This window comes from Streptomyces sp. NBC_01520 (assembly GCF_045040375.1).
GTDB lineage: Bacteria > Actinomycetota > Actinomycetes > Streptomycetales > Streptomycetaceae > Streptomyces.
On record NZ_CP109404.1, the window covers coordinates 7227362 to 7252473 of the forward strand.

The window sequence follows — 25112 nt, forward strand, 5'->3', positions numbered from 1 at the left end:
GCTCGAGGACGATCTGCGGTCACTCGGCTTCGACGTAAGGGCCGCCACCGACGCGACCGAGGCCGCCGAGCTGCTCGCAGCGGTCCCCGCGAACCGGCGCGTCGCCCTCGTCGACCCCCGCTTCGTCGGCCATGTCCACGCCCTCAGGCTCGGACTCACCGACCCCCGCTTCGCCGCCGCCACCGTCCCCGGAGCGCTCACCGCGCAGCCCGAGGCACGGGCCGCGCTGCTCCGCGCCCTGCGCAGGGTCGTGGCCGCGGTCGGCGCCGGCAGCCCCGTGGCTCCCTCCGTCGCCGAACCCGTCGCCGAGGACCGCACGGTGCCCGGCCGCCTCGCGGTGGCCCTGGACGCCGAGGGCACTCCGGTGCAGCGGCCCGAGCTGGGCTCGCTCACCGCCGCGGTGCCCACCGGCCCCGAGGACCGGGGCGCCGCACAGGCCGCCGTCGCCGCCGTGGACGACGAGGCCGTACGGCTGCGCAGCGCCGTGAAGGCCCACGACGGGTTCTTCACCACGTACTTCATCAGCCCGTACTCCCGCTACATCGCCCGCTGGTGCGCCCGCCGGGGCCTCACCCCGAACCAGGTCACCACCGCCTCGCTGATCACCGCCCTGATCGCGGCCGGCAGCGCGGCGACCGGCACCCGCGGCGGCTACGTCGCGGCCGGCGTGCTCCTGCTCCTCTCGTTCGTCCTGGACTGCACCGACGGGCAGCTCGCCCGCTACTCGCTGCAGTACTCGACGATGGGCGCCTGGCTGGACGCCACCTTCGACCGGGCCAAGGAGTACGCGTACTACGCGGGCCTCGCCCTCGGTGCCGCCCGGGGCGGCGACGATGTGTGGGTCCTCGCACTCGGCGCGATGGTGCTCCAGGCCTGCCGCCATGTCGTCGACTTCTCGTTCAACGAGGCCAACCACGACGCGGTCTCCAACACGAGCCCCACCGCCGCGCTCTCCGACAAGCTCGACAGCGTCGGCTGGACGGTCTGGCTGCGCAGGATGATAGTGCTGCCCATCGGTGAACGCTGGGCCATGATCGCCGTGCTGACCGCGGTCAGCACGCCCCGGATCGTCTTCTACGCCCTCCTCGTCGGCTGCTCCCTGGCCGCCTGCTACACCACGGCCGGCCGGCTGCTCCGCTCGCTGACCCGCAAGGCGCGGCGCACCGACCGGGCGGCGGGGGCGCTGGCCGACCTCGCCGACTCGGGACCGCTCGCGCAGGCCGTCGCCGCAGTGGTCCGCCGCCCGGGCGGCGGCTTCACCGCCCCGCTGCTGGCATTCGCCGGAGCCCTGGTGCTGGTCGCCGCGGCCCTGTTCACGCCCTACGGCGGCTGGCCGACCGTCGGCGCCGCAGTGGTGTACGCGGTCTCCTCGGGCCTCGCGGTCTCGCGGCCGCTCAAGGGCGCGCTCGACTGGCTGGTGCCCCCGGTCTTCCGGGCCGCGGAATACTGCACGGTCCTCGTCCTGGCGGCCCGCAGCGATGTGCCGCACGCCGTTCCCGCGGCATTCGGCCTGGTTTCCGCCGTCGCCTACCATCACTACGACACGGTCTACCGCATCCGAGGCGGTACCGGCGCCCCGCCCCAGTGGCTGGTGCGCACCATCGGCGGGCACGAGGGCCGGACCCTGGTCGTGGCCGTACTCGCCGCCGTACTGACCGGAGCCTCAGCTTTCACCACGGCTCTGACCGCGCTCGCGGCGGCCGTGGCTCTGGTGGTGCTCGTGGAGTCCATCCGCTTCTGGGTGTCCTCCTCGGCCCCCGCCGTACACGACGAAGGAGAACTCGCATGATCGGCCTCGTACTGGCTGCCGGTGCCGGACGCCGTCTGCGTCCCTACACGGACACCCTGCCCAAGGCCCTGGTGCCCGTGGACGGCGAGAAGACGGTCCTCGACCTGACCCTGGCCAACTTCGCCGAGGTCGGACTCACCGAGGTGGCGGTCGTCGTCGGCTACCGCAAGGAAGCCGTCTACGCCCGCAAGGCCGAGTTCGAGGCGACGTACGGCGTGAAGCTGACGCTCATCGACAACGACAAGGCCGAGGAGTGGAACAACGCCTACTCCCTCTGGTGCGCCCGTGAGGTCCTGAAGCAGGGCGTCATCCTCGCCAACGGCGACACCGTGCACCCGGTCTCCGTCGAGCGGACCCTGCTGGACGCCCGCGGTGAGGGCCGGAAGATCATCCTCGCCCTCGACACGGTGAAGAACCTCGCCGACGAGGAGATGAAGGTCATCACCGACGGCGAGAAGGGCGTACGCCGGATCACCAAGCTGATGGACCCGGCCACCGCGACCGGCGAGTACATCGGCGTCACGCTGATCGAGCCCGAGGCCGCCGAGGAGCTCGCCGACGCGCTGAAGGCCACGTTCGAGCGCGACCCCGACCTCTACTACGAGGACGGCTACCAGGAGCTCGTGAACCGCGGCTTCACCGTCGACGTGGCACCCATCGGCGAGGTCACCTGGGTCGAGATCGACAACCACGACGACCTCGCCCGCGGCAGGGAGATCGCGTGCCTGTACTGACCCGCCTCATCCCGTCCCCGGTCGTCGTCGACATCCGGCGCGGCGCCATGGACGATCTGGCCGGTCTCCTCGCCGACCAGCGGATCTCCGCGTCGGGCAAGCTCGCCATCGCGATCAGCGAAGGATCGGGGCGCGCCCTGCGCGAGAGGCTCGCCCCGCTGCTGCCGGGAGCCGACTGGTACCCGGTCACCGACGGCACGATCGACTCCGCGGTCCGGCTCGCCGACGGAATCAAGGGCAACCGCTACGACGCCGTCGTCGGCCTCGGCGGCGGGAAGATCATCGACGTGGCGAAGTACGCCGCGGCGCGGGTCGGCATGCCCATGGTCGCCGTCGCGACGAACCTGTCCCACGACGGGCTCTGCTCCCCGGTCGCGACCCTGGACAACGACAACGGGCGCGGCTCCTACGGGGTCCCCACCCCGATCGCCGTCGTGATCGACCTCGACGTGATCCGCGAGGCCCCCGCACGCTTCGTGCGCTCGGGCATCGGGGACGCGGTCTCCAACATCTCCTGCGTCGCCGACTGGGAGCTCGCCCACGAGATCCAGGGCGAGGAGATCGACGGACTCGCGGCGGCCATGGCCCGGCAGGCGGGCGAAGCCGTCCTGCGCCACCCCGGAGGGGTCGGCGACGACGCGTTCCTCAAGGTGCTGGCCGAAGGGCTCGTCCTGACCGGCATCTCGATGTCGGTCGCCGGGGACTCCCGGCCCGCCTCGGGCGGCTGCCACGAGATCAACCACGCCTTCGACCTGCTGTACCCGAAGCGCGCGGCCAGCCACGGCGAGCAGGTCGGCCTCGGCGCCTGCTTCGCCATGCACCTGCGGGGCGCCCGCGAGGAGTCGCTGCACATGGCGTCCGTGCTGCGGCGCCACGGCCTGCCGGTGCTGCCCGGCGAGATCGGCTTCACCGCCGAAGAGTTCGTGCGGGCCGTCGAGTACGCCCCGCAGACGCGCCCGGGACGCTTCACGATCCTGGAACACCTCAACCTGTCCACCGACCAGATCAGGGACGCGTACGCCGACTATGCAAAAGCCATCCATAGCTGAACTCCGCCCGGTCGTGCACCCTCCGGGCGTGAAGGACCGGCGCAGTGGCGAGCACTGGGCAGGTCGGCTCTACATGCGCGAGATCTCCCTGCGCATCACCCGGCGCCTGGTGACCACCAGGATCACGCCCAACCAGCTGACCTACGTGATGACCGTCGCCGGTGTGCTCGCGGCGCCCGCCCTGCTGATCCCGGGCATCCCCGGGGCCCTGCTCGGTGTGCTCGCGGTTCAGCTCTACCTGCTGTTCGACTGCGTCGACGGTGAAGTGGCCCGCTGGAAGAAGCAGTTCTCGCTGGGCGGGGTCTATCTGGACCGGGTGGCCGCCTATCTGTGCGACGCGGCGGTGCTGGTCGGCTTCGGCCTGCGTGCCGCCGACCTGTGGGGCCCCGGACGCATCGACTGGCTGTGGGCCTTCCTGGGCACGCTCGCCGCGCTCGGCGCCATCCTGATCAAGGCCGAGACGGACCTCGTCGGGGTCGCCCGTCACCAGGGCGGGCTGCCGCCCGTCAAGGAGGCCGCGTCCGAGCCGCGCTCCTCCGGCATGGCGTTCGCCCGACGGGCCGCCGGCGCGCTCAAGTTCCACCGGCTGATCCTCGGCATCGAGGCGTCGTTCGTCATCCTGGTGGCCGCCGTCCTCGACACGGTCAGGGACGACCTCTTCTTCAGCCGCCTCGCGGTCGCCGTCCTGGCCGGCATCGCCCTTCTCCAGACCGTCCTGCACCTGGTGTCGATCCTGGCGTCCAGCAGGCTGAAGTGAGCTCCCCCATGAAACTCGGCGCGGTCATCATCACCATGGGCAACCGCCCGGACGAACTGCGTGCCCTGCTCGATTCGGTCGCCGTCCAGGACGGCGACCGAATCGAGGTGGTCGTCGTCGGCAACGGCGCCCCGGTCCCCGACGTGCCCGCGGGCGTGCGGACCGTGGAGCTGCCCGAGAACCTGGGCATCCCCGGCGGACGCAACGTCGGCATCGAGGCGTTCGGCGCCGCCGGCACCGACGTGGACGCGCTGCTGTTCCTCGACGACGACGGACTGCTGCCGAAGAAGGACACCGCCGAGCTGTGCCGGCAGGCCTTCGACGCCGACCCGGAGCTCGGCATCATCACCTTCCGCATCGCCGATCCGGACACCGGGGCCACCCAGCGCCGGCACGTGCCGCGGCTGCGTGCGGCCGACCCGATGCGCTCGTCCCGGGTGACGACGTTCCTCGGCGGGGCGAACGCCGTGCGTACCCGGGTGATCGCCGAGGTCGGCCCGCTCCCCGACGACTTCTTCTACGCGCACGAGGAGACCGACCTCGCCTGGCGGGCCCTGGACGCCGGCTGGATGATCGACTACCGCGCGGACATGGTGCTCAACCACCCCACCACCGCCCCCTCGCGGCACGCGGTCTACCACCGCATGGTGGCCCGCAACCGGGTCTGGCTGGCCCGCCGGAACCTGCCCGCACCGCTGGTCCCCGTGTACGTCGGGGTCTGGCTGCTGCTCACGCTGGTCCGCAGGCCCTCCCGGCCCGCGCTCAAGGCGTGGTTCGGAGGTTTCCGGGAAGGCTGGACGAAACCCTGCGGGCCCCGGCGCCCCATGAGGTGGCGTACGGTGTGGCGCCTCACCAGACTGGGCCGACCGCCTGTGATCTGAGAGGCTCGCCTCTGAGACCATGAGCCCTGTTCGTTGTGTACGGGGACCTGTCCGCCTTGGCCGCACCCGCGTCCGGCTGCGCATTGTGAAGACGAGAGTTCTTACCTGTGAGTGATACGACCCACGACGGCGGGCTTGCGCTGAGCAGCCCGCCGTCCGCCGACGAGGGGCTGAGCGCCTCCCGGCTGGCCGCCAAGTACGGTCTGACGGTGAGCGGTGCCAGGCCCGGGCTGTTCGCGTACGTCCGGCAGCTCTGGGGCCGCCGGCACTTCATCCTGGCGTTCTCCAGGGCCAAGCTGACCTCGCAGTACAGCCAGGCCAAGCTCGGCCAGCTGTGGCAGGTCGCCACCCCGCTGCTGAACGCCCTGGTCTACTTCCTGATCTTCGGGCTCATCCTGGGCACCAGCAGGGGGATGAGCCAGGAGGTCTTCGTCCCGTTCCTGGTCACGGGCGTCTTCGTCTTCACCTTCACCCAGAGCTCGGTCATGGCGGGGGTGCGGTCCATCGCCGGCAACCTCGGCCTGGTCCGGGCCCTGCACTTCCCCCGGGCCTCGCTGCCCGTCTCGTTCTCGCTGCAGCAGCTCCAGCAGCTGCTGTACTCGATGATCGTGCTGCTCGCCGTGGCCATGGGCTTCGGCAGCTATCCCAGGCTCTCCTGGCTGCTGATCATCCCGGCGCTGGCCCTGCAGTTCGTGTTCAACACCGGTCTGGCCCTGGTCATGGCCCGGCTGGGCAGCAAGACCCCGGACCTCGCGCAGCTGATGCCGTTCGTCATGCGGACCTGGATGTACGCCTCGGGCGTCATGTTCTCCATCCCGGTGATGCTGGCCGACAAGCCGCAGTGGATCGCGGACGTGCTGCAGTACAACCCGGCGGCCATCTACATGGACCTGGTCCGCTTCGCGCTGATCGACGGCTACGGCTCCGAGAACCTGCCGCAGCACGTCTGGGCCGTCGGGCTCGCCTGGGCGCTCGTCGTGGGTGTCCTGGGCTTCGTGTACTTCTGGAAGGCAGAGGAACGGTACGGCCGTGGCTGAGGAATCGTCCCAGGGACACATCCCCACCGTGATCGCCGACGACGTACACATCGTGTACCGGGTCAACGGGACGGGGGGCGGCAAGGGAAGCGCCACCGCGGCGCTCAGCCGGATCATGCGCCGCGGCAAGGGCGAGCCGCGCGGCGTACGCAAGGTGCACGCGGTGCGGGGGGTCTCCTTCACCGCCTACCGCGGCCAGGCGATCGGACTCATCGGCACCAACGGCTCGGGCAAGTCCACCCTGCTCCGGGCCATCGCCGGACTGCTCCCGACCGAGCACGGCAAGGTCTACACCGACGGCCAGCCGTCGCTGCTGGGCGTCAACGCCGCGCTGATGAGCGACCTGACCGGGGAGCGCAACGTCGTGCTCGGCGGTCTCGCGATGGGCATGAGCCGCGAGGAGATCCGCGCGCGCTACCAGGACATCGTGGACTTCTCGGGGATCAACGAGAAGGGCGACTTCATCACGCTGCCCATGCGGACCTACTCCTCCGGCATGGCGGCGCGGCTGCGCTTCTCGATCGCCGCGGCCAAGAACCACGACGTCCTCATGATCGACGAGGCGCTGGCCACCGGTGACCGCAAGTTCCGGGTCCGCTCCGAGGAGCGGATCCGCGAGCTGCGCAAGGAGGCCGGAACCGTCTTCCTCGTCAGCCACAACAACAAGACGATCCGGGACACCTGCGACCGGGTGCTGTGGCTGGAGCGGGGCGAACTCCTGATGGACGGCCCCACCGAAGAGGTGCTCAAGGCGTACGAGCGGGAGACCGGCAAGTAGGCCGCTCCGTTCCCGTGGCCCCTGCCGCAGACAGCGGCGGGGGCCACTGCGGTGCGTGGGGCGGAGGGAGCACCCGGGTATCTCCTCCCGCCGGATGACGTCAATCAACCGGAATCCGGGGAAGGTTGACGGAGATCGAAGTGTTGCAGAGGGACGCGTCGCACCCCGGCGCGGCCCTGTGAGCTGTACAACGTAAGCTGTACCGGAGCTGATTCGCGGCAATGTGGGGTGATACGCCCCCCGGCACATCGCCCGTTGTGAGCCTGTCGCACTCGGGGCAGCGAGCGGCGTGTCCGAAAAGGGATGTTTTGGGTCGGCAGTGTAGAACGGGAGATATGACGGCAATGATGGGAAATCTCCAGCTCCGACGTGGTTTCGCCGTCTCCACGTCGGGTGGTACGCAGTGACCCGTACGCGACAGGCGCGTACCGACGCCACCCCCACCCTCGACAAGGCCGCGGACGAGAACTTCCCCGTGGCCCCCTTCTTCCTGCCCCGCGCCTGGCGCGAGGACCTGATGGCCGTCTACGGCTTCGCCCGCCTCGTCGACGACATCGGTGACGGCGATCTCGCGCCCGGCGGCGCCGACGCCCGCCACCTCGGCGTCGACCCCGGGGCCGCCGAGGACCGGCTCGCCCTGCTCGACGCCCTGGAGGCCGACCTCCACCGCACCTTCGCGGACGCCGCGGACGGCCCGCTGCACCCCCTGATGCGCACACTGCGCCCCACCGTGCGGCGCTGCGCGCTCACCCCCGACCCCTTCCTCGGGCTCATCGAGGCCAACCGGCAGGACCAGAAGGTCCGCCGCTACGGGACGTACGAGGAGCTCCTCGCCTACTGCGAGCTCTCGGCCAACCCCGTCGGCCGCCTCGTCCTGCAGATCACCGGCACCGCGAGCCCCGAACGGATCCGCCGCTCCGACGCCGTCTGCACCGCCCTGCAGATCGCCGAGCACCTCCAGGACGTCGCCGAGGACCTCGCCCGGGACCGGATCTACCTGCCCGCGGACGACATGGCCCGCTTCCACGTCATCGAATCCGACCTGGCCGTACCGTCGGGGAGCGCGTCGCTGCGCGCCCTGATCGCCTTCGAGGCGCAGCGTGCCCATGACCTGCTGGACGAGGGCATCCCCCTGGTGGGCAGTGTCCGGGGCAGACTCAAACTCCTGCTCGCCGGATTCGTCGGCGGAGGGCGAGCCGCCCTCGCCGCGGTCTCCGCCGCCGGTTTCGACGTACTGCCCGGACCGCCCAAGCCCACCGCGCCGCTGCTGCTGCGTGAAGTGGGAGTAGTCCTGCGAAAAGCGCACAGAGAGGGGTGAGCCGGACCGTGGAGGGACAGACGACGTACATGTCGGCACCGGTACAGGCCGCGTACAGCTACTGCGAGGCCGTCACCGGACAGCAGGCCCGTAACTTCGCCTACGGCATCAGACTGCTGCCGTACGAGAAGCGGCAGGCCATGTCGGCGCTGTACGCCTTCTCCCGTCGCGTCGACGACATCGGCGACGGCGAGCTGGCCCCGGAGACCAAGCGGACCCGGCTGGAGGACACCCGGACGCTGCTCGGCCGGATCCGGGACGGCGCGGTCGACGAGGACGACACCGACCCGGTCGCCGTCGCGCTCGCCGACTCCGCGCGCCGGTTCCCGCTGCCGCTCGGCGGCCTCGACGAGCTCATCGACGGCGTCCTGATGGACGTGCGCGGCGAGAGCTACGAGACCTGGGACGACCTCAGGACGTACTGCCGCTGTGTCGCCGGTGCGATCGGACGGCTCAGCCTCGGCGTCTTCGGTACGGAACCGGGCGCACCCGGCGCCGACCGGGCGGCGGAGTACGCCGACACCCTCGGCCTCGCACTCCAGCTCACCAACATCCTGCGCGACGTCCGCGAGGACGCGGGCAACGGGCGCACCTACCTGCCCGCCGACGACCTCGCCAAGTTCGGCTGCTCCGCCGGCTTCCACCGGGCCACGCCGCCCCCCGGCTCCGACTTCGCCGGCCTCGTCCACTTCGAGGTCCGGCGCGCCCGCGCGCTGTTCGCCGAGGGCTACCGGCTGCTGCCGATGCTGGACCGGCGCAGCGGCGCCTGCGTGGCCGCCATGGCCGGGATCTACCGCCGGCTCCTCGACCGGATCGAGCGCGACCCCGAGGCCGTCCTGCGCGGCAGGGTCTCGCTGCCCGGCCACGAGAAGGCCTACGTCGCCGTACGCGGACTGTCGGGCCTCGACGCCCGCTACATCTCGCGCCGTACCACCAGGGGGCGGACCTGATGCGCCCCGCGGACGGCACCGGGCGCGCAACCCCGCACCCACCCCACGCGTCCCTGACTGCGACGGCACGACGGAAGGAGCACGCATGACCGGCCGGAAGCCGCGCTCCTCGCGCGCGGTGGTCGTCGGCGGCGGTCTCGCCGGAGTGACGACCGCCCTCCGTCTCGCCGACGCGGGGCTCGACGTGACCCTGCTCGAAGGCCGCCCCCGGCTCGGCGGCCTCGCCTTCTCCTTCCGCCGCGGCGAGCTGTCCGTCGACAACGGCCAGCACGTCTTCCTGCGCTGCTGCACCGGCTACCGCTGGTTCCTGGACCGCGTCGGAGGAACCCACCTCGCCCCGCTGCAGGAACGTCTCGACGTGCCCGTGCTCGACGTCGGGCGGGCCCGGGGACCGCGGCTCGGGCGACTGCGCCGCACCGGGCTGCCCGTGCCGCTGCACCTCGCCGGCGGACTCGCCGCCTACCCGCACCTCTCGCTCGCCGAGAAGGCGGGTGTCGCCCGCGCGGCACTCGCGCTGGGCCGCCTCGACCCGGCCGACCCCGCGCTCGACGGCGTCGCCTTCGCGACCTGGCTGCGCCGCCACGGGCAGTCGCAGCGCACCGTCGAAGCCCTCTGGGACCTCGTCGGTGTCGCCACGCTCAACGCGACCGCGCCGAACGCCTCCATGGCGCTGGCCGCCATGGTCTTCAAGACCGGCCTGCTCTCCGATCCCGGCGCCGCCGACATCGGCTGGGCCGCCGTGCCGCTCGGTGAACTCCACGACACCCTCGCCCGCAAGTCGCTCGAATCGGCGGGCGTACGGCTCCGCACACGCACCCGGGTCGCCTCCCTCACCCGGACCGAGGACGGCCGGTGGGCCGTCGGGACGGACGGGGAGCGGTTCGAGGCCGACACCGTCGTCCTGGCCGTACCCCAGGGCGAGGCCCACGGACTGCTGCCGGACGGGGCGATCGACAACCCCGGCCGGCTCCTGGACCTCACCGACTCACCGATCCTCAACGTGCACGTCGTCTACGACCGCAAGGTGCTCCGCCGGCCGTTCTTCGCCGCACTCGGCTCACCCGTGCAATGGGTCTTCGACCGCACGGCGACCTCAGGGCTCCAGGGCGGCGGACAGTACCTCGCACTGTCCCAGTCCGCGGCCCAGGACGAGATCGACCTGCCCGTCGCCGAGCTGCGCAGGCGCTACCTTCCCGAGCTGGAGAAGCTCCTGCCGGCCACGCGCGGCGCGGGCGTCCGCGACTTCTTCGTCACCCGGGAACGCACCGCGACCTTCGCGCCCGCCCCGGGAGTGGGACGGCTGAGGCCGGGTGCGCACACCCGTGCCCCCGGACTCCACCTGGCAGGCGCATGGACTGCCACCGGCTGGCCCGCCACGATGGAGGGTGCCGTCCGCAGTGGTTTCAGCGCCGCGGACGCCGCGCTCCACGCCCTCGGCCGGCCCCACGAACATCCGCTGCAGGAGGCGGCATGAGCAGTACCACCGGAACAAGAGGAGAGTCTGTGACCCCGGCGAATCCGGCTTCCGACACCGTGGCGGACACCACGGACGTCACCGCGCTTCTGGAGCGTGGAAGGGCCCTGTCAGCGCCGGTGCTGCGCGCTGCCGTGGACCGGCTGGCGCCGCCCATGGACACCGTCGCGGCCTACCACTTCGGCTGGATCGACGCCCAGGGCCGGCCCGCCGACGGCGACGGCGGCAAGGCCGTGCGCCCCGCGCTCGCCGTGCTGTCCGCCGAGGTGGCGGGCGCTCCGGCCGAGGCCGGGATCCCCGGCGCGGTCGCCGTCGAACTCGTGCACAACTTCTCGTTGCTGCACGACGACCTGATGGACGGCGACGAGCAGCGCCGCCACCGCGACACCGTGTGGAAGGTGCACGGACCGGCCCAGGCCATCCTCGTCGGCGACGCGCTCTTCGCGCTGGCCAACGAGATCCTGCTGGAGCTCGGCACCGTCGAGGCCGGCCGGGCGGCCCGCCGGCTGACCACCGCCACCCGCAAGCTCATCGACGGGCAGGCCCAGGACATCTCCTACGAGCACCGCGAGCGGGTCACCGTCGAGGAGTGCCTGGAGATGGAGGGCAACAAGACGGGCGCGCTGCTCGCCTGTGCCGTGTCCATCGGAGCCGTGCTCGGCGGCGCCGACGACCGCACGGCCGACACCCTGGAGGCGTACGGCTACCACCTCGGCCTCGCCTTCCAGGCCGTCGACGACCTGCTCGGGATCTGGGGCGACCCCGAGTCCACGGGCAAGCAGACCTGGAGCGACCTGCGCCAGCGCAAGAAGTCCCTGCCCGTCGTCGCCGCGCTCGCCGCGGGCGGACCGGCCTCCGCCCGATTGGGCGAGCTGCTGGCCGCCGACGTCAAGAGCAGCGACTTCGCCAGCTTCTCCGAAGAGGAGTTCGCCGCACGCGCGGCACTCATCGAGGAGGCGGGCGGCCGCGAGTGGACCGCCCAGGAAGCCCGCCGTCAGCACGCGGTAGCCATCGAGGCGCTGCACGGCGTCGACATGCCGGAACAGGTACGGGAGCAGCTCACCGCGCTCGCCGACTTCGTTGTCGTACGAAAGAGATGATCACCATTCGTATATGACTCGCAGTCGCCGGCGGGCGCCCTTGACGGGCGCCCGCCGACGGAGACCCCAGCACAGCAGCGGACCAACTGCACGAAGGGGAAGCCATGACAGCGACGACCGACGGAAGCACCGGGGCCGCGAACCTCCGCGCAGCCCCGGTAAGCGATCCGACCGAATCAACCATCGCCGTGGACGACGTACTCGCCGTCGCGCGGCGGGCCGCGGAACGCTCGGTGGAGCACCTCCTCGGCAGGCAGGACGAGCAGGGCTGGTGGAAGGGGGACCTCGCCACCAACGTCACGATGGACGCCGAGGACCTGCTGCTCCGTCAGTTCCTGGGCATCCAGGACCCCGCCACGGTGCAGGCGGCAGCCCGCTTCATCCGTGGCGAGCAGCTCGGTGACGGCACCTGGGCCACCTTCCACGGCGGGCCCGGCGACCTCTCCGCCACCATCGAGGGGTACGTCGCCCTCCGGCTGGCCGGAGACCGGCCGGACGACCCGCACATGATCCGCGCGGCCCGCTTCGTCAGGGACCGGGGAGGCATCGCGGCAGCCCGGGTCTTCACCCGGATCTGGCTCGCGCTCTTCGGCTGGTGGAAGTGGGACGACCTGCCGGAGCTCCCGCCCGAGCTGATGTTCTTCCCGAAGTGGGTCCCGCTCAACATCTACGACTTCGGCTGCTGGGCCCGCCAGACCATCGTCCCGCTCACCGTCGTCTCCGCGAAGCGGCCCGTCCGCCCCGCCCCGTTCACCCTCGACGAGCTGCACACCGACCCGGCGAACCCGAACCCACCGGGGCGCACGGCTCCGGTGGCCAGCTGGGACGGCGTCTTCCAGCGGCTCGACAAGGCGCTGCACGCGTACCACAAGGTCGCCCCGCGCCGACTGCGCCGCGTCGCCATGAACGCCGCGGCCCGCTGGATCATCGAACGCCAGGAGAGCGACGGCTGCTGGGGCGGCATCCAGCCGCCCGCCGTCTACTCGATCATCGCCCTGCACCTGATGGGCTACGACCTCGACCACCCGGTGATGAAGGCCGGGCTCGCCTCGCTCGACCGGTTCACCGTCCGACGCGAGGACGGCGCCCGCATGATCGAGGCCTGCCAGTCGCCGGTCTGGGACACCTGCCTCGCCACCATCGCGCTCGCCGACGCCGGACTGAGCCCCGACCACCCGGCCCTCGTGAAGGCTGCCGACTGGATGCTCGGCGAGGAGATCGTACGGCCGGGCGACTGGTCGGTACGCAAGCCTCAACTGGCCCCCGGTGGCTGGGCGTTCGAGTTCCACAACGACAACTACCCGGACATCGACGACACCGCCGAGGTCGTCCTCGCGCTGCGCCGGGTCCGCCACCCGGACCCCGACAGGGTCGAGGCCGCGATCGAGCGCGGGGTGCGCTGGAACCTCGGCATGCAGTCGCGCAACGGGGCCTGGGGCGCCTTCGACGCGGACAACACCAGCCCCTTCCCGAACCGGCTGCCGTTCTGCGACTTCGGCGAGGTCATCGACCCGCCGTCCGCCGACGTCACCGGGCACGTGGTGGAGATGCTCGCCGTCGAGGGCCGGTCGAGCCACCCCCGTACCCGCAGGGGAATCGAGTGGCTGCTCGCCGAACAGGAGGCGAGCGGCGCGTGGTTCGGCCGGTGGGGCGTCAACTACATCTACGGCACCGGGTCCGTGGTGCCCGCACTCATCGCGGCCGGTCTGCCCGCGGCGCACCCGTCGGTCCGGCGGGCCGTCGGCTGGCTCGAATCCGTGCAGAACGACGACGGAGGCTGGGGCGAGGACCTGCGCTCCTACCAGGAGGAGAAGTGGATCGGTCACGGCGCGTCGACCGCCTCCCAGACCGCCTGGGCACTCCTCGCGCTCCTCTCCGCCGGGAGGCGCGACAGCAGGGCCGTCGAGCGGGGCATCGGCTGGCTGGCTGGAACCCAGCTGGCGGACGGTTCCTGGGACGAGCCGTACTTCACCGGGACCGGCTTCCCGTGGGACTTCTCCATCAACTACCACCTCTACCGGCAGGTGTTCCCCCTCACCGCACTGGGCCGGTACGTCTACGGCGACCCGTTCGCCACCGGTACCGGTAAGGGGGCGTGACCGGATGGGGGACGACCGGAGACCAACCGCCCCCGCCACGCCGCTCCTCATCGCCTGTGCGCTCGGCATCGAGCACTTCGCCCTGCGCACGGGCCGCGGCAACGGCGCTCCCGGTCCGGTGTCCGTCATCAGGACCGGGATGGGCCCCAAGGCCGCCGAGAACGCCGTCCGGCGCGCGCTGGGGCGGGACGGCGTCCGAGGTGCCGCGGTCATCGCCTCGGGTTTCTGCGCCGGGCTGGCCCCCGGCATGCACCCCGGTGACCTCGTGGTGGCCGAGGAGACCCGCGACGACAACGGCACGACGCCCTGCGTCGGAACGGGCCTGCTCGTCGACGCCCTGACCAGGGCGGTGCCCGGCCGCACAGTCCACACCGGACCACTGACCGGCTCCGGCCATGTCGTCCGGGGACCCGAACGCGCCGGACTCCGGGCCACCGGCGCCATCGCGGTGGACATGGAGTCCGCCGCCACGCTCCGCACCGCCGTACGGACCGGGGCACGCCCCGTTGCCGCCGTACGGGTGGTCGTGGACGCTCCTGAGCATGAGCTCGTCCGCATCGGCACGGTCCGCGGTGGAATATCGGCATTCCGCGTTCTTCGTGCTGTCCTTCCGGCTTTCCATGAATGGCACCGATCTTTGCTGCTCCCCAGGAGGTGAGCCCAGATGGCCATGCCGCTCCGTCAGTCCATCAAGGTTGCGACGTATCTCATCGAACAGAAGCTCCGCAGGCGGGACAAATTCCCGCTGATCGTCGAGCTGGAACCCTTGTTCGCCTGCAATCTGGCGTGCGAGGGCTGTGGGAAGATCCAGCACCCGGCCGGAGTCCTCAAGCAGCGCATGCCCGTCGCCCAGGCGGTCGGGGCAGTGCTCGAATCAGGTGCCCCGATGGTGTCCATCGCCGGTGGCGAGCCGCTGATGCACCCTCAGATCGACGAGATCGTGCGCCAGTTGGTTGCGAAGAAGAAGTACGTCTTCCTCTGCACCAACGCCATGCTGATGCGCAAGAAGCTCGAGAAGTTCACGCCGTCGCCGTACTTCGCCTTCGCCGTGCACATCGACGGACTGCGTGAGCGGCACGACGAGTCGGTCGCCAAGGAAGGCGTGTTCGACGAGGCGGTGGAGGCGATGAAGGAGGCCAAGCGACTTGGCTTCCGGGTCACCACCAACTCCACCTTCTTCAACACCGACACCCCGCAGACCGTCATCGAGGTCCTCAACTACCTCAACGACGAGCTGAAGGTCGACGAGATGATGATCTCGCCCGCCTACGCCTATGAGAAGGCGCCCGACCAGGAGCACTTCCTGGGCGTCGAGCAGACCCGCCAGCTCTTCAAGAAGTCCTTCGCCGGCGGCAACCGGGCCCGCTGGAGGCTGAACCACTCGCCGCTCTTCCTCGACTTCCTGGAGGGCAAGGCGGACTTCCCGTGCACGGCCTGGGCCATTCCCAACTACTCGCTCTTCGGCTGGCAGCGGCCCTGCTACCTGATGAACGACGGGTACGTCCCGACGTACCGGCAGCTCATCGAGGAAACCGACTGGGAGAAGTACGGTCGCGGCAAGGACCCGCGGTGCGCCAACTGCATGGCGCACTGCGGCTACGAGCCGACCGCGGTCCTCGCCACCATGGGGTCGCTGAAGGAATCCCTGCGCGCGGCACGGGAGACCATCGGCGGCAACCGGTGACGTCATGACCACGGGAGAGCCGGTCGCACCGGCTCTCCCGGGTGCCGCCGGCCCGGCCGCCCGCGGCGCGCCGCCCCTCGCGGCGCGTCCGGGGCGGGCCGGTGGCCGCCGGGGTCGGTACGCGCCGCTGCGGGGACGGGTATCCGCCCGCCCCGGGGCCCCGGCCGTGACCGTGAGCTGAAACAGGACCAGAGAGGGCCCGAGCGTGACGATGCTGGAAACCATCAAGGGGCCGCAGGATCTCAAGGCACTGAGCCCGTCGGAGCTCGGCGGACTGGCGGACGAGATCAGGACGTTCCTCGTCCGGGCGGTCACGAGAACGGGCGGCCACCTCGGCCCCAACCTGGGGGTGGTGGAACTCTCCATCGCCCTGCACCGGGCCTTCGACTCGCCCGCGGACCGCATCCTGTGGGACACGGGACACCAGAGTTACGTGCACAAGCTCCTGACCGGGCGGCAGGACTTCTCCGGACTGCGGCGCAAGGGCGGCCTCTCCGGCTACCCCTCCCGCGAGGAGTCCGAGCACGACGTCATCGAGAACTCCCACGCCTCCACCGTCCTGGGCTGGGCCGACGGACTGGCCAAGGCCAACGAGGTGCTCGGGCGCGACGACCACGTCGTCGCCGTCATCGGCGACGGGGCCCTCACCGGTGGCATGGCCTGGGAGGCGCTCAACAACATCGCCGCCGGGGACCGGCCCCTCATCATCGTGGTGAACGACAACGAACGCTCGTACGCCCCGACCATCGGCGGCCTCGCCAACCACCTCGCCACCCTGCGCACCACCGACGGCTACGAGCGCTTCCTGTCCTGGGGCAAGGGCGTGCTCCAGCAGACACCGGTCATCGGGCAGCCGCTCTACGGGTCGCTGCACGGCGCGAAGAAGGGGTTCAAGGACACCTTCGCCCCGCAGGGCATGTTCGAGGACCTGGGGCTCAAATACCTGGGCCCGGTGGACGGACACGACACCGCGGCGGTCGAGTCCGCCCTCAACCGGGCCAGGCGCTTCCACGGTCCGGTGCTGGTGCACTGCATCACCGAGAAGGGCCGCGGCTACCCGCCCGCGCTGGCCGACGACGCCGACCGCTTCCACACGGTCGGCGCGATGGACCCGCTGACCTGCGAGCCGCTCATGGTGCCCGCCGCACCGTCCTGGACCTCGGTGTTCGGCGACGAGATCGCACGGATCGGCGCCGAACGCCCGGACGTCGTCGCGATCACCGCGGCGATGCTGCACCCCGTCGGACTGACCCGGTTCGCCGAGCGGTTCCCCGACCGGATCTGGGACGTCGGGATCGCCGAGCAGCATGCGGCGGTCTCCGCCGCGGGTCTCGCCACCGGCGGCCTGCACCCGGTCGTCGCGGTCTACGCGACGTTCCTCAACCGGGCCTTCGACCAACTGCTCATGGATGTCGCCCTGCACCGGTGCGGGGTGACCTTCGTCCTGGACCGGGCCGGAGTCACCGGCGTCGACGGGCCCTCGCACAACGGCATGTGGGACATGTCCGTGCTCCAGGTCGTCCCCGGGCTGCGGATCGCCGCCCCACGGGACGCCGACCGGCTGCGCGAGGAACTGCGCGAGGCCGTCGACGTCGACGACGCGCCCACCGTGATCCGGTTCCCGAAGGAGTCGGTGGGCGAGCCCGTCGAGGCCGTCGCCCGGATCGGCGGGATGGACGTGCTGCAGCGGGCCGCGGTCCCCGACGTACTCCTGGTGGCGATCGGGGTGCTCGCCCCGGTGTGCCTGCGGACCGCCGATCTGCTCGCGGAGGCCGGTATCCGCTGCACGGTCGTCGATCCGCGCTGGGTCAAGCCGGTCGACGAGGAGCTGCCCGCGCTCGCCGGACAGCACCGGCTGGTGGCGGTCGTCGAGGACAACAGCCGTGCGGGCGGCGTCGGTTCGGCCGTCGAGCAGGCGCTGCGGGACGCCGGCGTCGACATACCGCTGCGGACGTACGGCATCCCCGAGCGGTTCCTCGCGCACGCCGGGCGCGGCGAGGTGCTTGCGGAGATCGGGCTGACCCCCACGGCCCTCGCCGGAGGGATCGGCGAGGCACTGGCCCGGGTGAGGGCGGCGGACGCGAACGTGGTGAAGGAGAACGGGCAATGAAGAACGACGGGCCCGAGGGCTTCGATCTGGCACGGCTCCTCGCGGAACGCGGCGCCGAACGCTACGAGCTGCACACCCGCCACCTCAACCACCAGCTGCCGCGCATGCTCCGAACCCTCGGCTTCGACAAGGTCTACGAGCGGGCCGAGGGCGCGTACTTCTGGGACGCGGACGGCGACGACTACCTCGACATGCTCGCCGGATTCGGCGTGATGGGGCTCGGCAGGCACCACCCCGTCGTACGCAAGGCACTGCACGACGTCCTCGACGCCTCGCTCGCCGACCTCACCCGCTTCGACTGCCAGCCGCTGCCCGGACTGCTGGCCGAGCGGCTGCTGGCGCACAGCCCGCACCTGGACCGGGTCTTCTTCGGGAACAGCGGGACCGAGGCGGTCGAGACCGCCCTGAAGTTCGCCCGGTACGCGACCGGGAAGCCGCGCGTCCTCTACTGCACCCGCGCCTTCCACGGGCTGACCACCGGTTCGCTCTCCGTCAACGGGGAGTCCGGATTCCGGGACGGCTTCGCGCCACTGCTCCCCGACACGGCGATCGGGCTCGGCGACCTGGACGCCCTGCGGCGCGAGCTGAAGTGCGGCGACGTGGCGGGCCTGGTCGTCGAGCCGATCCAGGGCAAGGGCGTCCACGCCTCACCGCCCGGCTTCCTGAGGGCCGCGCAGGAGCTGCTGCACCGGCACAAGGCGGTGCTCATCGTCGACGAGGTGCAGACCGGGCTCGGCAGGACCGGCGACTTCTACGCCTACCAGCACGAGGAGGGCGTCGAACCCGATCTGGTCTGTGTGGCCAAGGCGCTGTCCGGCGGCTACGTGCCGGTCGGGGCGACGCTCGGCAAGGACTGGATCTTCAAGCGCGTCTACTCTTCCATGGACCGGGTCCTCGTCCACTCCGCGAGCTTCGGATCGAACGCCCAGGCCATGGCGGCCGGGCTCGCGGTGCTCGCCGTGATGGAGGACGAGGAGACGGTCGCGAACGCCCGCCGCACCGGTGACCTGCTGCGGGAGCGGCTCGCGGCACTCGTCGGCCGCTACGAGCTGCTGCACGAGGTCCGCGGGCGGGGCCTGATGATCGGCATCGAGTTCGGCCGGCCCTCCTCGCTGAAGCTCCGCAGCCGCTGGACCATGCTCCAGGCCGCCCGGAAGGGTCTCTTCGCGCAGATGGTGGTGGTGCCGCTGCTGCAGAAGCACCGCATCCTCACGCAGGTCTCCGGCGACCATCTGGAAGTGATCAAGCTGATTCCGCCGCTGGTCATCGGGGAGCGGGAGGTGGACCGCTTCGTGACCGCCTTCACGGCCGTCATGGACGACGCGCACAGCGGGGGCGGGCTGATGTGGGACTTCGGCAGGACCCTGGTGAAACAGGCGGTCGCCAACCGGTGAGCACGGCTGCTCCGCCGGGCCGCTCCACGGGGTCCTACCGCTTTTTACCTCTCAGGCAAGAAGTTTGCCTGAGAGGAAAGATCCTGGCTCAATGGAAACATGAATGCTCCCGAAGGAGGGGTGGCCGACGAGCTGCCGGGGGTCGCGCCGCGTCTGCGTGACCTGCGCCGCAACCGGGGTCTCACCCTGGAGACCGCCGCCGGGCGGGCCGGGCTCTCCCCGGCCCATCTCTCCCGGCTCGAAACGGGCCGCAGGCAGCCCTCGCTGCCCATGCTGCTCGGACTTGCCCGCATCTATGGTACGACGGTCTCCGAGCTCCTCGGTGAGATGCCGCCCGAGCGTGACGCGATCGTCCGTGGCGGTGCCGTCGGCGGGTCGACGCGAGGACCGTTCGGAGGGATCCCCTTCGGAGGGGCTTCCGGTGGAGCCTCTCCCGCGGGTATCTCCCGGGGTTCTTCCGGTGGTGCGTCAGGTGGTCCCGCAGGCGGTGGTGGCGCGGAGGCCGACGGCTGGCTGTACCACCAGGCCGGAGCCTCGGGCCGTGCCATGCAGGCGCTGCGGGTGAGCGTCCCGTACGGAGCCCAGAGCGATCTCGTACGCGTCCATCCCGGCGAGGAATGGCTGTACGTCCTCGACGGACGGCTGCGGGTGGCCCTGGGGGAGACCGTGCACGACCTCGACCCCGGTGACAGTGCGCACTTCGACTCGCTCACCCCGCACCGGATCGCCGCGCTCGACCGCGGGGGTGTGCGGCTGCTCTTCGTCCACACGCTGTTGCAGAGCCCTGCCGCCGAGCTGTGCCTGGGCGGCGAGGTCCACCGCGGGTGAACCCCGCCCCGCCCCGTAGACCCTTCGTTCCCTCGGCCCGAGCGGTCGAAAGAGAGGACCGTCATGTCTGATTCATCCAACTATGACCCGCTCACTCCGCGCAGGCCCGAGGGTAAGGACACGCAGGAGCGGAAGATGCCCCGCGGCGTGGTCATCCGGCTCTTCGCCTACCTGGTGGCCGGACACGTCGTCGCGGCCTTCCTCTTCATCCTGTTCACCGTGGCGGGTAAAGGCTGACCCATCCGGCGCGACGGGCGAGGGCCGGCCGCCCCCGGGCCGGTCCGCATGGGGCCGGCCGCCCCCGGGTCGGTCCGCATGGGGCCGGCCGCCCCCGGGTCGGTCCTATGCGCCCTCGACCAGGCGCTCGCGCAGCTTCTCGCGGGTCGCGGGGGTCAGCTTCAGGCCCTCCGTGAGGTAGCGGTCCGTGTTGCCCCAGGTCTCCTCGATCGCCGTGAACGCGGCGTCGAGGTAGTCGGAGTGCGCGCCGAACAGCGGATTGAGCAGTTCCATCACCTCGTCCGACATCCCCGCCGAAGAGGTGTCGCTGCGCCGCACCTTGTAGCGGCGGTGCGCGTCGTTGGACTTCAGGTAGTCGGCCTCGATGGCCTCCTTCTCGACACCGACGGCCAGCAGTGAGATCGCGATCGACAGGCCGGCCCGGTCCTTGCCCGCGGCGCAGTGCATCAGCGCGGGCACGCTGTCCTCGGCCAGTGCGTGCAGCACCCGGCTGTGCTCGGCCGTGCGGTCCCTGATGATCGACCGGTACGAGGCGATCATGCGGTCCGTCCCCCTGCCGTCGGCGAGGATCGATCGCAGCTGCTGGATGTTCCCGTCACGCACGAGCCGCCAGAACTCGGCGCCGTCGGCCGGGTCGGAGAGTGGAATGCTGACATTCCGGACGCCGGGCAGTTCCACGTCATGACCGTCGAGCTTGTGGTCCGCCGCGTTGCGGAAGTCGAAGACCGTGTGCAGGCCGAGGCCGGTGAGGAAGGCCGCGTCCGCCTCGGTGGCGTGCGCCAGGTGTCCGCTGCGGTAGAGGCGCCCGTGCCGGACCTTCCCGCCGTCCGCGGTCGGGAGTCCGCCCACATCGCGGAAATTACGGACACCGGTCAGCTCGGTGTCGGTCGACGGAACCTCTGGCAGCTGCGTCACAAGGACTCCTGGAGTGTCTGGCGTCGGCGCGGCTCGCCGACGAGGCCACGCTCGCGACGATACGACATGCGTTCATCGGGCAACCGTCTCGGTCGCCGTCCTGTTTTCGAGGCGGCGCGGAAGAGGATGAAATCGAGCAATGTCCGTATTGGTGCATTTAGCAGAACATGCCCCGCTTGTATGGGAGATGGGGCTTGGTAGGTGAGCGGGATCATATCCGTGACGGTGTGTGGCGGAACCGTGGACGGGTATTCCGGACGCCGCGCGGAAAGGCAAGATCCGTAATCCACGGAGTGTGACCGTAATTCTCGGCGGGAAATGAAGAGCGGATTCCGGTTCGCAACCGACGGCTTGTTCCCGGCGTCCTGGCTCGCTTACGGTCACGGTCAATCCGGACGGAACGCCTAATCCTGCCGCCGCCCGGAATCCGCACCGACCAACGTGTGGCAGGAGCGGGGGAACCAGGTAAGCCGCCGACCGGAGGGATCCGGAACGGCTCGGGGTCAAGCCGCGTCCAGCGCGGCCGGGCATCTCCAGTCCGCACCCGACAGCTCACCTCGTAGGCGCCGGAGAGGAATTCCCCATGCCCGCAAAGGGTAAGCACCGTCGTACGAAGACCGGCCCGATCACCCGAGGCGTCCTCGCCGCCGGGACCGGCGGCGCCGTTCTCGCCCTTCCGCTGATCGGCGCCACCGGCGCCCATGCTGCGGAGCAGGCCGCGCCTGCCGCCAAGTCCGCCGCGAGCGCCGCCCACGGCGCGCCCGCCGCCTCCGTGGCGAAGAAGAAGAGCGCCCCGAAGACCTATTCCGTGGTCTCCGGCGACTACCTGTCGAAGATAGCGGCCGACCAGAAGCTCAAGGGCGGCTGGGAGAAGCTGTACAAGGACAACCGCGACGTCGTCGGCGACAACCCGAGCCTGATCTTCCCGGGCATGAAGCTGACCCTCGGTGCCAAGGCGTCCGGTTCGGCCGCGCAGTCCGCGCCCAAGGCCGCGCCGTCCGAGGCGACCTCCTCGAAGGCCGAGTCGGCGCCCAAGGCCGCCGCCCCGGTCGAGAAGGCCGCGACGGCGACCGACACCGCCGACACCTCCGACTCCGCCGCCGCTTCCGAGGGCAACAGCTCCGGCTGGGCCGCCCCGGTCGCCGACGCCAACGTCACCACCCAGTACCGTGCCTCCGGCGCCAGCTGGTCCAGCGGCTACCACACGGGCTCCGACTTCCAGGCCGCCTCCGGCACCGGCGTCCGGTCCATCGGCCCCGGCACCGTGGTCTCCGCCGGGTGGAGCGGTTCGTACGGCAACGAGGTCGTCATCCAGCACAGCGACGGCATGTACTCCCAGTACGCCCACCTGTCCTCGCTCGGTGTCTCCGCCGGCCAGACCGTCACCGGCGGCCAGCAGATCGGCCTCTCCGGCTCCACCGGCAACTCCACCGGCCCGCACCTCCACTTCGAGGTCCGCACCGGCCCGAGCTACGGCTCCGACGTCGACCCGATCGCGTACCTGCGCTCGCACGGCGTCTCCATCTGAGCGGCTCCGTCCGACACCTTCGGGTGAGCGACTTCAGGTGAGCGTCCCCGAATGACGCGAAGAAGAGGGGCGGTGCGGTGCGCGGCGGTGCACCGCCCCTCTTCTTATTCCGGCTTTACCAAAACCTGACCGGGTGGTCTTTCTCACCACCCGTCAACCCCTTATTACGGTCGCGTAGGTCACATTCGAAGGTGCAGGATATGCCCTTGTGGCAGACGATTCGAGAAACACACAACGAGGCATCATCGGGTCGTACGCAGCGATCGGCGACAGCTTCACCGAAGGCGTCGGGGACCCCGGCCCCGACGGGAGGCTCCTCGGCTGGGCGGACCGGTTCGCGGTCCTCCTCGCGGACCAGCTCCCGGTCCCCGGAGCGGCGGCAGGTCCCACGGACGGCCCGCACGGGAACTTCCGGTACGCCAATCTCGCCGTACGCGGACGCCTCCTCGACCAGGTAGTCGAGGAGCAGGTCCCCCGCGCCAAGGAGCTGGCACCGGATCTGGTGAGCTTCTGCGCGGGCGGCAACGACATCATCCGGCCCGGCTCCGACCCTGACGACGTGGCGGAACGCTTCGAGCGCGCGGTCGCCGAACTGACGCAGGCGGTCGGCACCGTCATGGTCACCACCGGCTTCGACACCCGTCACGTCCCCGTACTCCGGCACCTGCGCGGCAAGATCGCCACGTACACCGCCCATGTCCGGTCCATCGCCGACCGCTACGACTGCCCGGTCCTGGACCTGTGGTCGCTGCGCTCCGTGCAGGACCGCCGCGCCTGGGACGACGACCGGCTGCACCTGTCGCCCGAGGGCCACACCAGGGTCGCGCTGCGCGCCGCCCAGGTCCTGGGACTCGAGGTACCGGCCGACCCCGACCAGACGTGGCCGCCACAGGCACAGCGCGGGACACTCGAGGTGCGGCGCGACGACATCCACTGGGCGCGTGAGTATCTCGTGCCGTGGATCGGACGACGTCTGCGCGGCGAGTCCTCCGGCGACCACGTCGAGGCCAAGCGCCCCGACCTGCTCCCGTTGTGAGCCCCCTGACGGACGGTGCGGTCCCGGCGGCCTCCGTACGGACCGGCCCGTCGCCCCTGCCCGGCGCGGAGTGGGTGCTGCGCGCCGCGCGGGCCACGGACGTCGAGGCGGTCGCGGAGCTGCGGGCCGTCGTCATGCGCGCGGACCTGGAACGCCTCGGCCGCTACGACGAGCACCGGGTGCGGCAGCGGCTGCGGGACTCGTTCTCCACCCGCCACACCTCCCTCGTCCTGGCCGGCGGTGAGTTCGCGGGATGCGTCACCGTCCGGCCCGACGACGACGGGAAGCTGCTGGAGCACTTCTACCTGGCCCCGCACCACCAGGGCCGGGGGCTCGGATCAGCCGTGCTGCGCACGGTGCTCGCGGACACCGACCGGGAGGGTGTGACCGTGCGGCTGAACGTCCTGCGCGGCAGCGCCGCCCGCCGGATCTACGAGCGTCACGGATTCGTCGTGGAGGCCCAGGACCCGGTCGACGTCTTCATGGTGCGACGTCCGGCAGGTCCGGGCGCCCCTCCGCGAGCCTGACCGGTGACAGCGTGAGGGCCTGCCCGCGGGCGGGTACGGTCTGCGGGCGGGCAGGTATCCGCTCCAGGACACCGCCCGCGAAGATGTCGTACAGGGGCAGTGTCTCCAGGTGCACGTAGCCGATGTGGCAGTCGCACACCTCGGCCGGGCAGCCGCGTGGCCCGAGGGAGCGCCGGTAGCTGCCGTCGTAGAGGTTGCCCAGTTCGGCCCGGACGAAGTGGCAGCGCCGCACCGTCCCCTCGCCGTCCACCGAGATGACCGACTCGCCCGTCCGGCACGGCAGCCCCGCCGAACGGTGCGGGTGCCTGCTGTACGGGAACAGCGGGTCCAGGGCCGTCCACCGGTCGGCCTCCTCGTCCGTGTAGGTGTGCCCCTCGGCGGCGTTGATCCAGAGGTACACCTCGTCGGGCAGCGCGGCCCGCAGCCGTCGGGCCTCCGCCAGATGGTCGTCCAGCCCCACGACGCCCACGCTGTACCGCACCCCGAGGTCCGACAGCTCCCGGCACCTGCCGAGGAACCGGTCGTACGGTGTCTGGCCCGGGTGATACGTGCACCACAGGGCGACCTTGTCGCGCTCGGCGCCGGTCAGCCAGCCGGTACGGGCACTCAGATTGGTCTGGATGGCGACCCGCCCGACGTGCGGCAGCCTCGACAGTTCCACGATCGCCCGCCGGTACCAGGACCGGACGAGCCCCTCGCCCCACGGGGTGAACAGCACCGAAAGCCGGTCGTCGGTCTGCGTGGCGGCCCAGTCCGTGAACCGCTCCAGCGCCGCCCGGTCCGTGCGCAGCTGCTCGCCGCTGTCGCGCCGTTTGGCGAAGGGGCAGTAGGGGCAGTCGTAGTCGCACGAGGCCAGCGGGCCCCGGTAGAGGATCGTCAGATCCACG

At 71.1% G+C, this 25112-nt stretch carries 23 protein-coding genes and 1 riboswitch; of the genes, 21 read left to right on the forward strand and 2 right to left on the reverse strand.

What is annotated here, in order from left to right; all coding sequences use genetic code 11:
• Positions 1-13: 13 nt before the first annotated feature.
• The 18 genes from OG524_RS32620 (at position 14) to OG524_RS32705 (ending at position 20219) form a co-directional block, all read left to right on the forward strand.
• On the forward strand, positions 14-1789 hold the full coding sequence (locus OG524_RS32620; RefSeq protein WP_405393028.1) for a DUF5941 domain-containing protein: 1776 nt from the start codon (positions 14-16) through the stop codon (positions 1787-1789).
• Positions 1786-2523 carry a sugar phosphate nucleotidyltransferase gene (locus tag OG524_RS32625; protein WP_405386873.1) on the forward strand — a complete coding sequence of 246 codons (738 nt, stop codon included), beginning with the start codon at positions 1786-1788 and terminating at the stop codon, positions 2521-2523. The genes OG524_RS32620 and OG524_RS32625 overlap by 4 nt, the downstream gene beginning before the upstream one ends.
• On the forward strand, positions 2511-3572 hold the full coding sequence (locus OG524_RS32630; protein WP_405386871.1) for an iron-containing alcohol dehydrogenase family protein: 1062 nt from the start codon (positions 2511-2513) through the stop codon (positions 3570-3572). Before OG524_RS32625 ends, OG524_RS32630 begins: the two co-directional genes overlap by 13 nt.
• The gene (locus OG524_RS32635) at positions 3550-4329 is read left to right on the forward strand and encodes a CDP-alcohol phosphatidyltransferase family protein (protein WP_405386869.1); all 780 of its coding nucleotides are present in this window, start codon (positions 3550-3552) and stop codon (positions 4327-4329) included. Before OG524_RS32630 ends, OG524_RS32635 begins: the two co-directional genes overlap by 23 nt.
• Before the next feature lie 8 nt (positions 4330-4337).
• The gene (locus tag OG524_RS32640; protein WP_405393027.1) at positions 4338-5210 is read left to right on the forward strand and encodes a glycosyltransferase family 2 protein; all 873 of its coding nucleotides are present in this window, start codon (positions 4338-4340) and stop codon (positions 5208-5210) included.
• Positions 5211-5317: 107 nt separating this feature from the next.
• The gene (locus tag OG524_RS32645) at positions 5318-6247 is read left to right on the forward strand and encodes an ABC transporter permease (RefSeq protein WP_405386867.1); all 930 of its coding nucleotides are present in this window, start codon (positions 5318-5320) and stop codon (positions 6245-6247) included.
• The gene (locus tag OG524_RS32650; protein ID WP_405386865.1) at positions 6240-7025 is read left to right on the forward strand and encodes an ABC transporter ATP-binding protein; all 786 of its coding nucleotides are present in this window, start codon (positions 6240-6242) and stop codon (positions 7023-7025) included. The genes OG524_RS32645 and OG524_RS32650 overlap by 8 nt, the downstream gene beginning before the upstream one ends.
• Before the next feature lie 403 nt (positions 7026-7428).
• The gene (gene hpnC / locus OG524_RS32655; RefSeq protein ID WP_405386864.1) at positions 7429-8343 is read left to right on the forward strand and encodes a squalene synthase HpnC; all 915 of its coding nucleotides are present in this window, start codon (positions 7429-7431) and stop codon (positions 8341-8343) included.
• A 29-nt stretch (positions 8344-8372) separates the two neighbouring features.
• Entirely contained in the window at positions 8373-9293 is a 921-nt protein-coding gene (gene hpnD, locus OG524_RS32660) for a presqualene diphosphate synthase HpnD (RefSeq protein ID WP_405386862.1), read from the forward strand.
• Positions 9294-9378: 85 nt separating this feature from the next.
• Positions 9379-10767 (forward strand): hydroxysqualene dehydroxylase HpnE, encoded by a 1389-nt coding sequence (gene hpnE, locus OG524_RS32665; RefSeq protein ID WP_405812191.1) that lies wholly within the window; start codon positions 9379-9381, stop codon positions 10765-10767.
• The gene (locus OG524_RS32670) at positions 10764-11867 is read left to right on the forward strand and encodes a polyprenyl synthetase family protein (protein WP_405386859.1); all 1104 of its coding nucleotides are present in this window, start codon (positions 10764-10766) and stop codon (positions 11865-11867) included. Before hpnE ends, OG524_RS32670 begins: the two co-directional genes overlap by 4 nt.
• A gap of 104 nt (positions 11868-11971) precedes the next feature.
• The gene (gene shc / locus OG524_RS32675; RefSeq protein WP_405386858.1) at positions 11972-13966 is read left to right on the forward strand and encodes a squalene--hopene cyclase; all 1995 of its coding nucleotides are present in this window, start codon (positions 11972-11974) and stop codon (positions 13964-13966) included.
• Between the two features lie 4 nt (positions 13967-13970).
• Positions 13971-14624 carry a 1-hydroxy-2-methyl-2-butenyl 4-diphosphate reductase gene (locus OG524_RS32680; RefSeq protein ID WP_405386856.1) on the forward strand — a complete coding sequence of 218 codons (654 nt, stop codon included), beginning with the start codon at positions 13971-13973 and terminating at the stop codon, positions 14622-14624.
• A 6-nt stretch (positions 14625-14630) separates the two neighbouring features.
• Positions 14631-15650 (forward strand): adenosyl-hopene transferase HpnH, encoded by a 1020-nt coding sequence (gene hpnH / locus OG524_RS32685; RefSeq protein WP_405386854.1) that lies wholly within the window; start codon positions 14631-14633, stop codon positions 15648-15650.
• Between the two features lie 205 nt (positions 15651-15855).
• Positions 15856-17760 carry a 1-deoxy-D-xylulose-5-phosphate synthase gene (dxs, locus tag OG524_RS32690; protein ID WP_405812192.1) on the forward strand — a complete coding sequence of 635 codons (1905 nt, stop codon included), beginning with the start codon at positions 15856-15858 and terminating at the stop codon, positions 17758-17760.
• Entirely contained in the window at positions 17757-19154 is a 1398-nt protein-coding gene (locus tag OG524_RS32695) for an aspartate aminotransferase family protein (RefSeq protein WP_405812193.1), read from the forward strand. Before dxs ends, OG524_RS32695 begins: the two co-directional genes overlap by 4 nt.
• Before the next feature lie 99 nt (positions 19155-19253).
• The gene (locus OG524_RS32700) at positions 19254-19982 is read left to right on the forward strand and encodes a helix-turn-helix domain-containing protein (RefSeq protein WP_405386851.1); all 729 of its coding nucleotides are present in this window, start codon (positions 19254-19256) and stop codon (positions 19980-19982) included.
• A gap of 63 nt (positions 19983-20045) precedes the next feature.
• A complete protein-coding gene (locus OG524_RS32705) occupies positions 20046-20219 on the forward strand; it encodes a DUF6126 family protein (RefSeq protein WP_384501647.1) in 174 nt (57 codons plus the stop codon).
• 105 nt (positions 20220-20324) lie between these two features.
• Here OG524_RS32705 and OG524_RS32710 read toward each other — a convergent pair whose 3' ends face one another.
• Entirely contained in the window at positions 20325-21134 is an 810-nt protein-coding gene (locus tag OG524_RS32710) for a tyrosine-protein phosphatase (protein WP_405812194.1), read from the reverse strand.
• 407 nt (positions 21135-21541) lie between these two features.
• A riboswitch (cyclic di-AMP (ydaO/yuaA leader) is annotated at positions 21542-21713 on the forward strand.
• A 4-nt stretch (positions 21714-21717) separates the two neighbouring features.
• Here OG524_RS32710 and OG524_RS32715 point away from each other — a divergent pair.
• The 3 genes from OG524_RS32715 (at position 21718) to OG524_RS32725 (ending at position 24225) form a co-directional block, all read left to right on the forward strand.
• On the forward strand, positions 21718-22662 hold the full coding sequence (locus OG524_RS32715) for a peptidoglycan DD-metalloendopeptidase family protein (protein WP_405812195.1): 945 nt from the start codon (positions 21718-21720) through the stop codon (positions 22660-22662).
• A gap of 208 nt (positions 22663-22870) precedes the next feature.
• Positions 22871-23698, forward strand: coding sequence for an SGNH/GDSL hydrolase family protein (locus tag OG524_RS32720; protein ID WP_405386844.1), 828 nt, complete (start codon positions 22871-22873; stop codon positions 23696-23698).
• A gap of 56 nt (positions 23699-23754) precedes the next feature.
• On the forward strand, positions 23755-24225 hold the full coding sequence (locus OG524_RS32725) for a GNAT family N-acetyltransferase (protein WP_405812530.1): 471 nt from the start codon (positions 23755-23757) through the stop codon (positions 24223-24225).
• Here OG524_RS32725 and OG524_RS32730 read toward each other — a convergent pair.
• On the reverse strand, positions 24179-25111 hold the full coding sequence (locus OG524_RS32730; RefSeq protein WP_405812531.1) for an STM4011 family radical SAM protein: 933 nt from the start codon (positions 25109-25111) through the stop codon (positions 24179-24181). The two genes, OG524_RS32725 and OG524_RS32730, sit on opposite strands and share 47 nt — an antisense overlap.
• Between the last annotated feature and the right edge of the window lies 1 nt (position 25112).

What these genes read in the sequence shown, in the direction of transcription:
- OG524_RS32625 (WP_405386873.1), top strand. Translation starts at nt 1,786, where the DNA reads ATGATCGGCCTCGTACTGGCTGCCGGTGCCGGACGCCGTCTGCGTCCC.
- OG524_RS32635 (WP_405386869.1), top strand. Translation starts at nt 3,550, where the DNA reads ATGCAAAAGCCATCCATAGCTGAACTCCGCCCGGTCGTGCACCCTCCG.
- OG524_RS32640 (WP_405393027.1), top strand. Translation starts at nt 4,338, where the DNA reads ATGAAACTCGGCGCGGTCATCATCACCATGGGCAACCGCCCGGACGAA.
- hpnD (WP_405386862.1), top strand. Translation starts at nt 8,373, where the DNA reads ATGTCGGCACCGGTACAGGCCGCGTACAGCTACTGCGAGGCCGTCACC.
- hpnE (WP_405812191.1), top strand. Translation starts at nt 9,379, where the DNA reads ATGACCGGCCGGAAGCCGCGCTCCTCGCGCGCGGTGGTCGTCGGCGGC.
- OG524_RS32670 (WP_405386859.1), top strand. Translation starts at nt 10,764, where the DNA reads ATGAGCAGTACCACCGGAACAAGAGGAGAGTCTGTGACCCCGGCGAAT.
- shc (WP_405386858.1), top strand. Translation starts at nt 11,972, where the DNA reads ATGACAGCGACGACCGACGGAAGCACCGGGGCCGCGAACCTCCGCGCA.
- OG524_RS32680 (WP_405386856.1), top strand. Translation starts at nt 13,971, where the DNA reads ATGGGGGACGACCGGAGACCAACCGCCCCCGCCACGCCGCTCCTCATC.
- hpnH (WP_405386854.1), top strand. Translation starts at nt 14,631, where the DNA reads ATGGCCATGCCGCTCCGTCAGTCCATCAAGGTTGCGACGTATCTCATC.
- OG524_RS32695 (WP_405812193.1), top strand. Translation starts at nt 17,757, where the DNA reads ATGAAGAACGACGGGCCCGAGGGCTTCGATCTGGCACGGCTCCTCGCG.
- OG524_RS32700 (WP_405386851.1), top strand. Translation starts at nt 19,254, where the DNA reads ATGAATGCTCCCGAAGGAGGGGTGGCCGACGAGCTGCCGGGGGTCGCG.
- OG524_RS32705 (WP_384501647.1), top strand. Translation starts at nt 20,046, where the DNA reads ATGTCTGATTCATCCAACTATGACCCGCTCACTCCGCGCAGGCCCGAG.
- OG524_RS32715 (WP_405812195.1), top strand. Translation starts at nt 21,718, where the DNA reads ATGCCCGCAAAGGGTAAGCACCGTCGTACGAAGACCGGCCCGATCACC.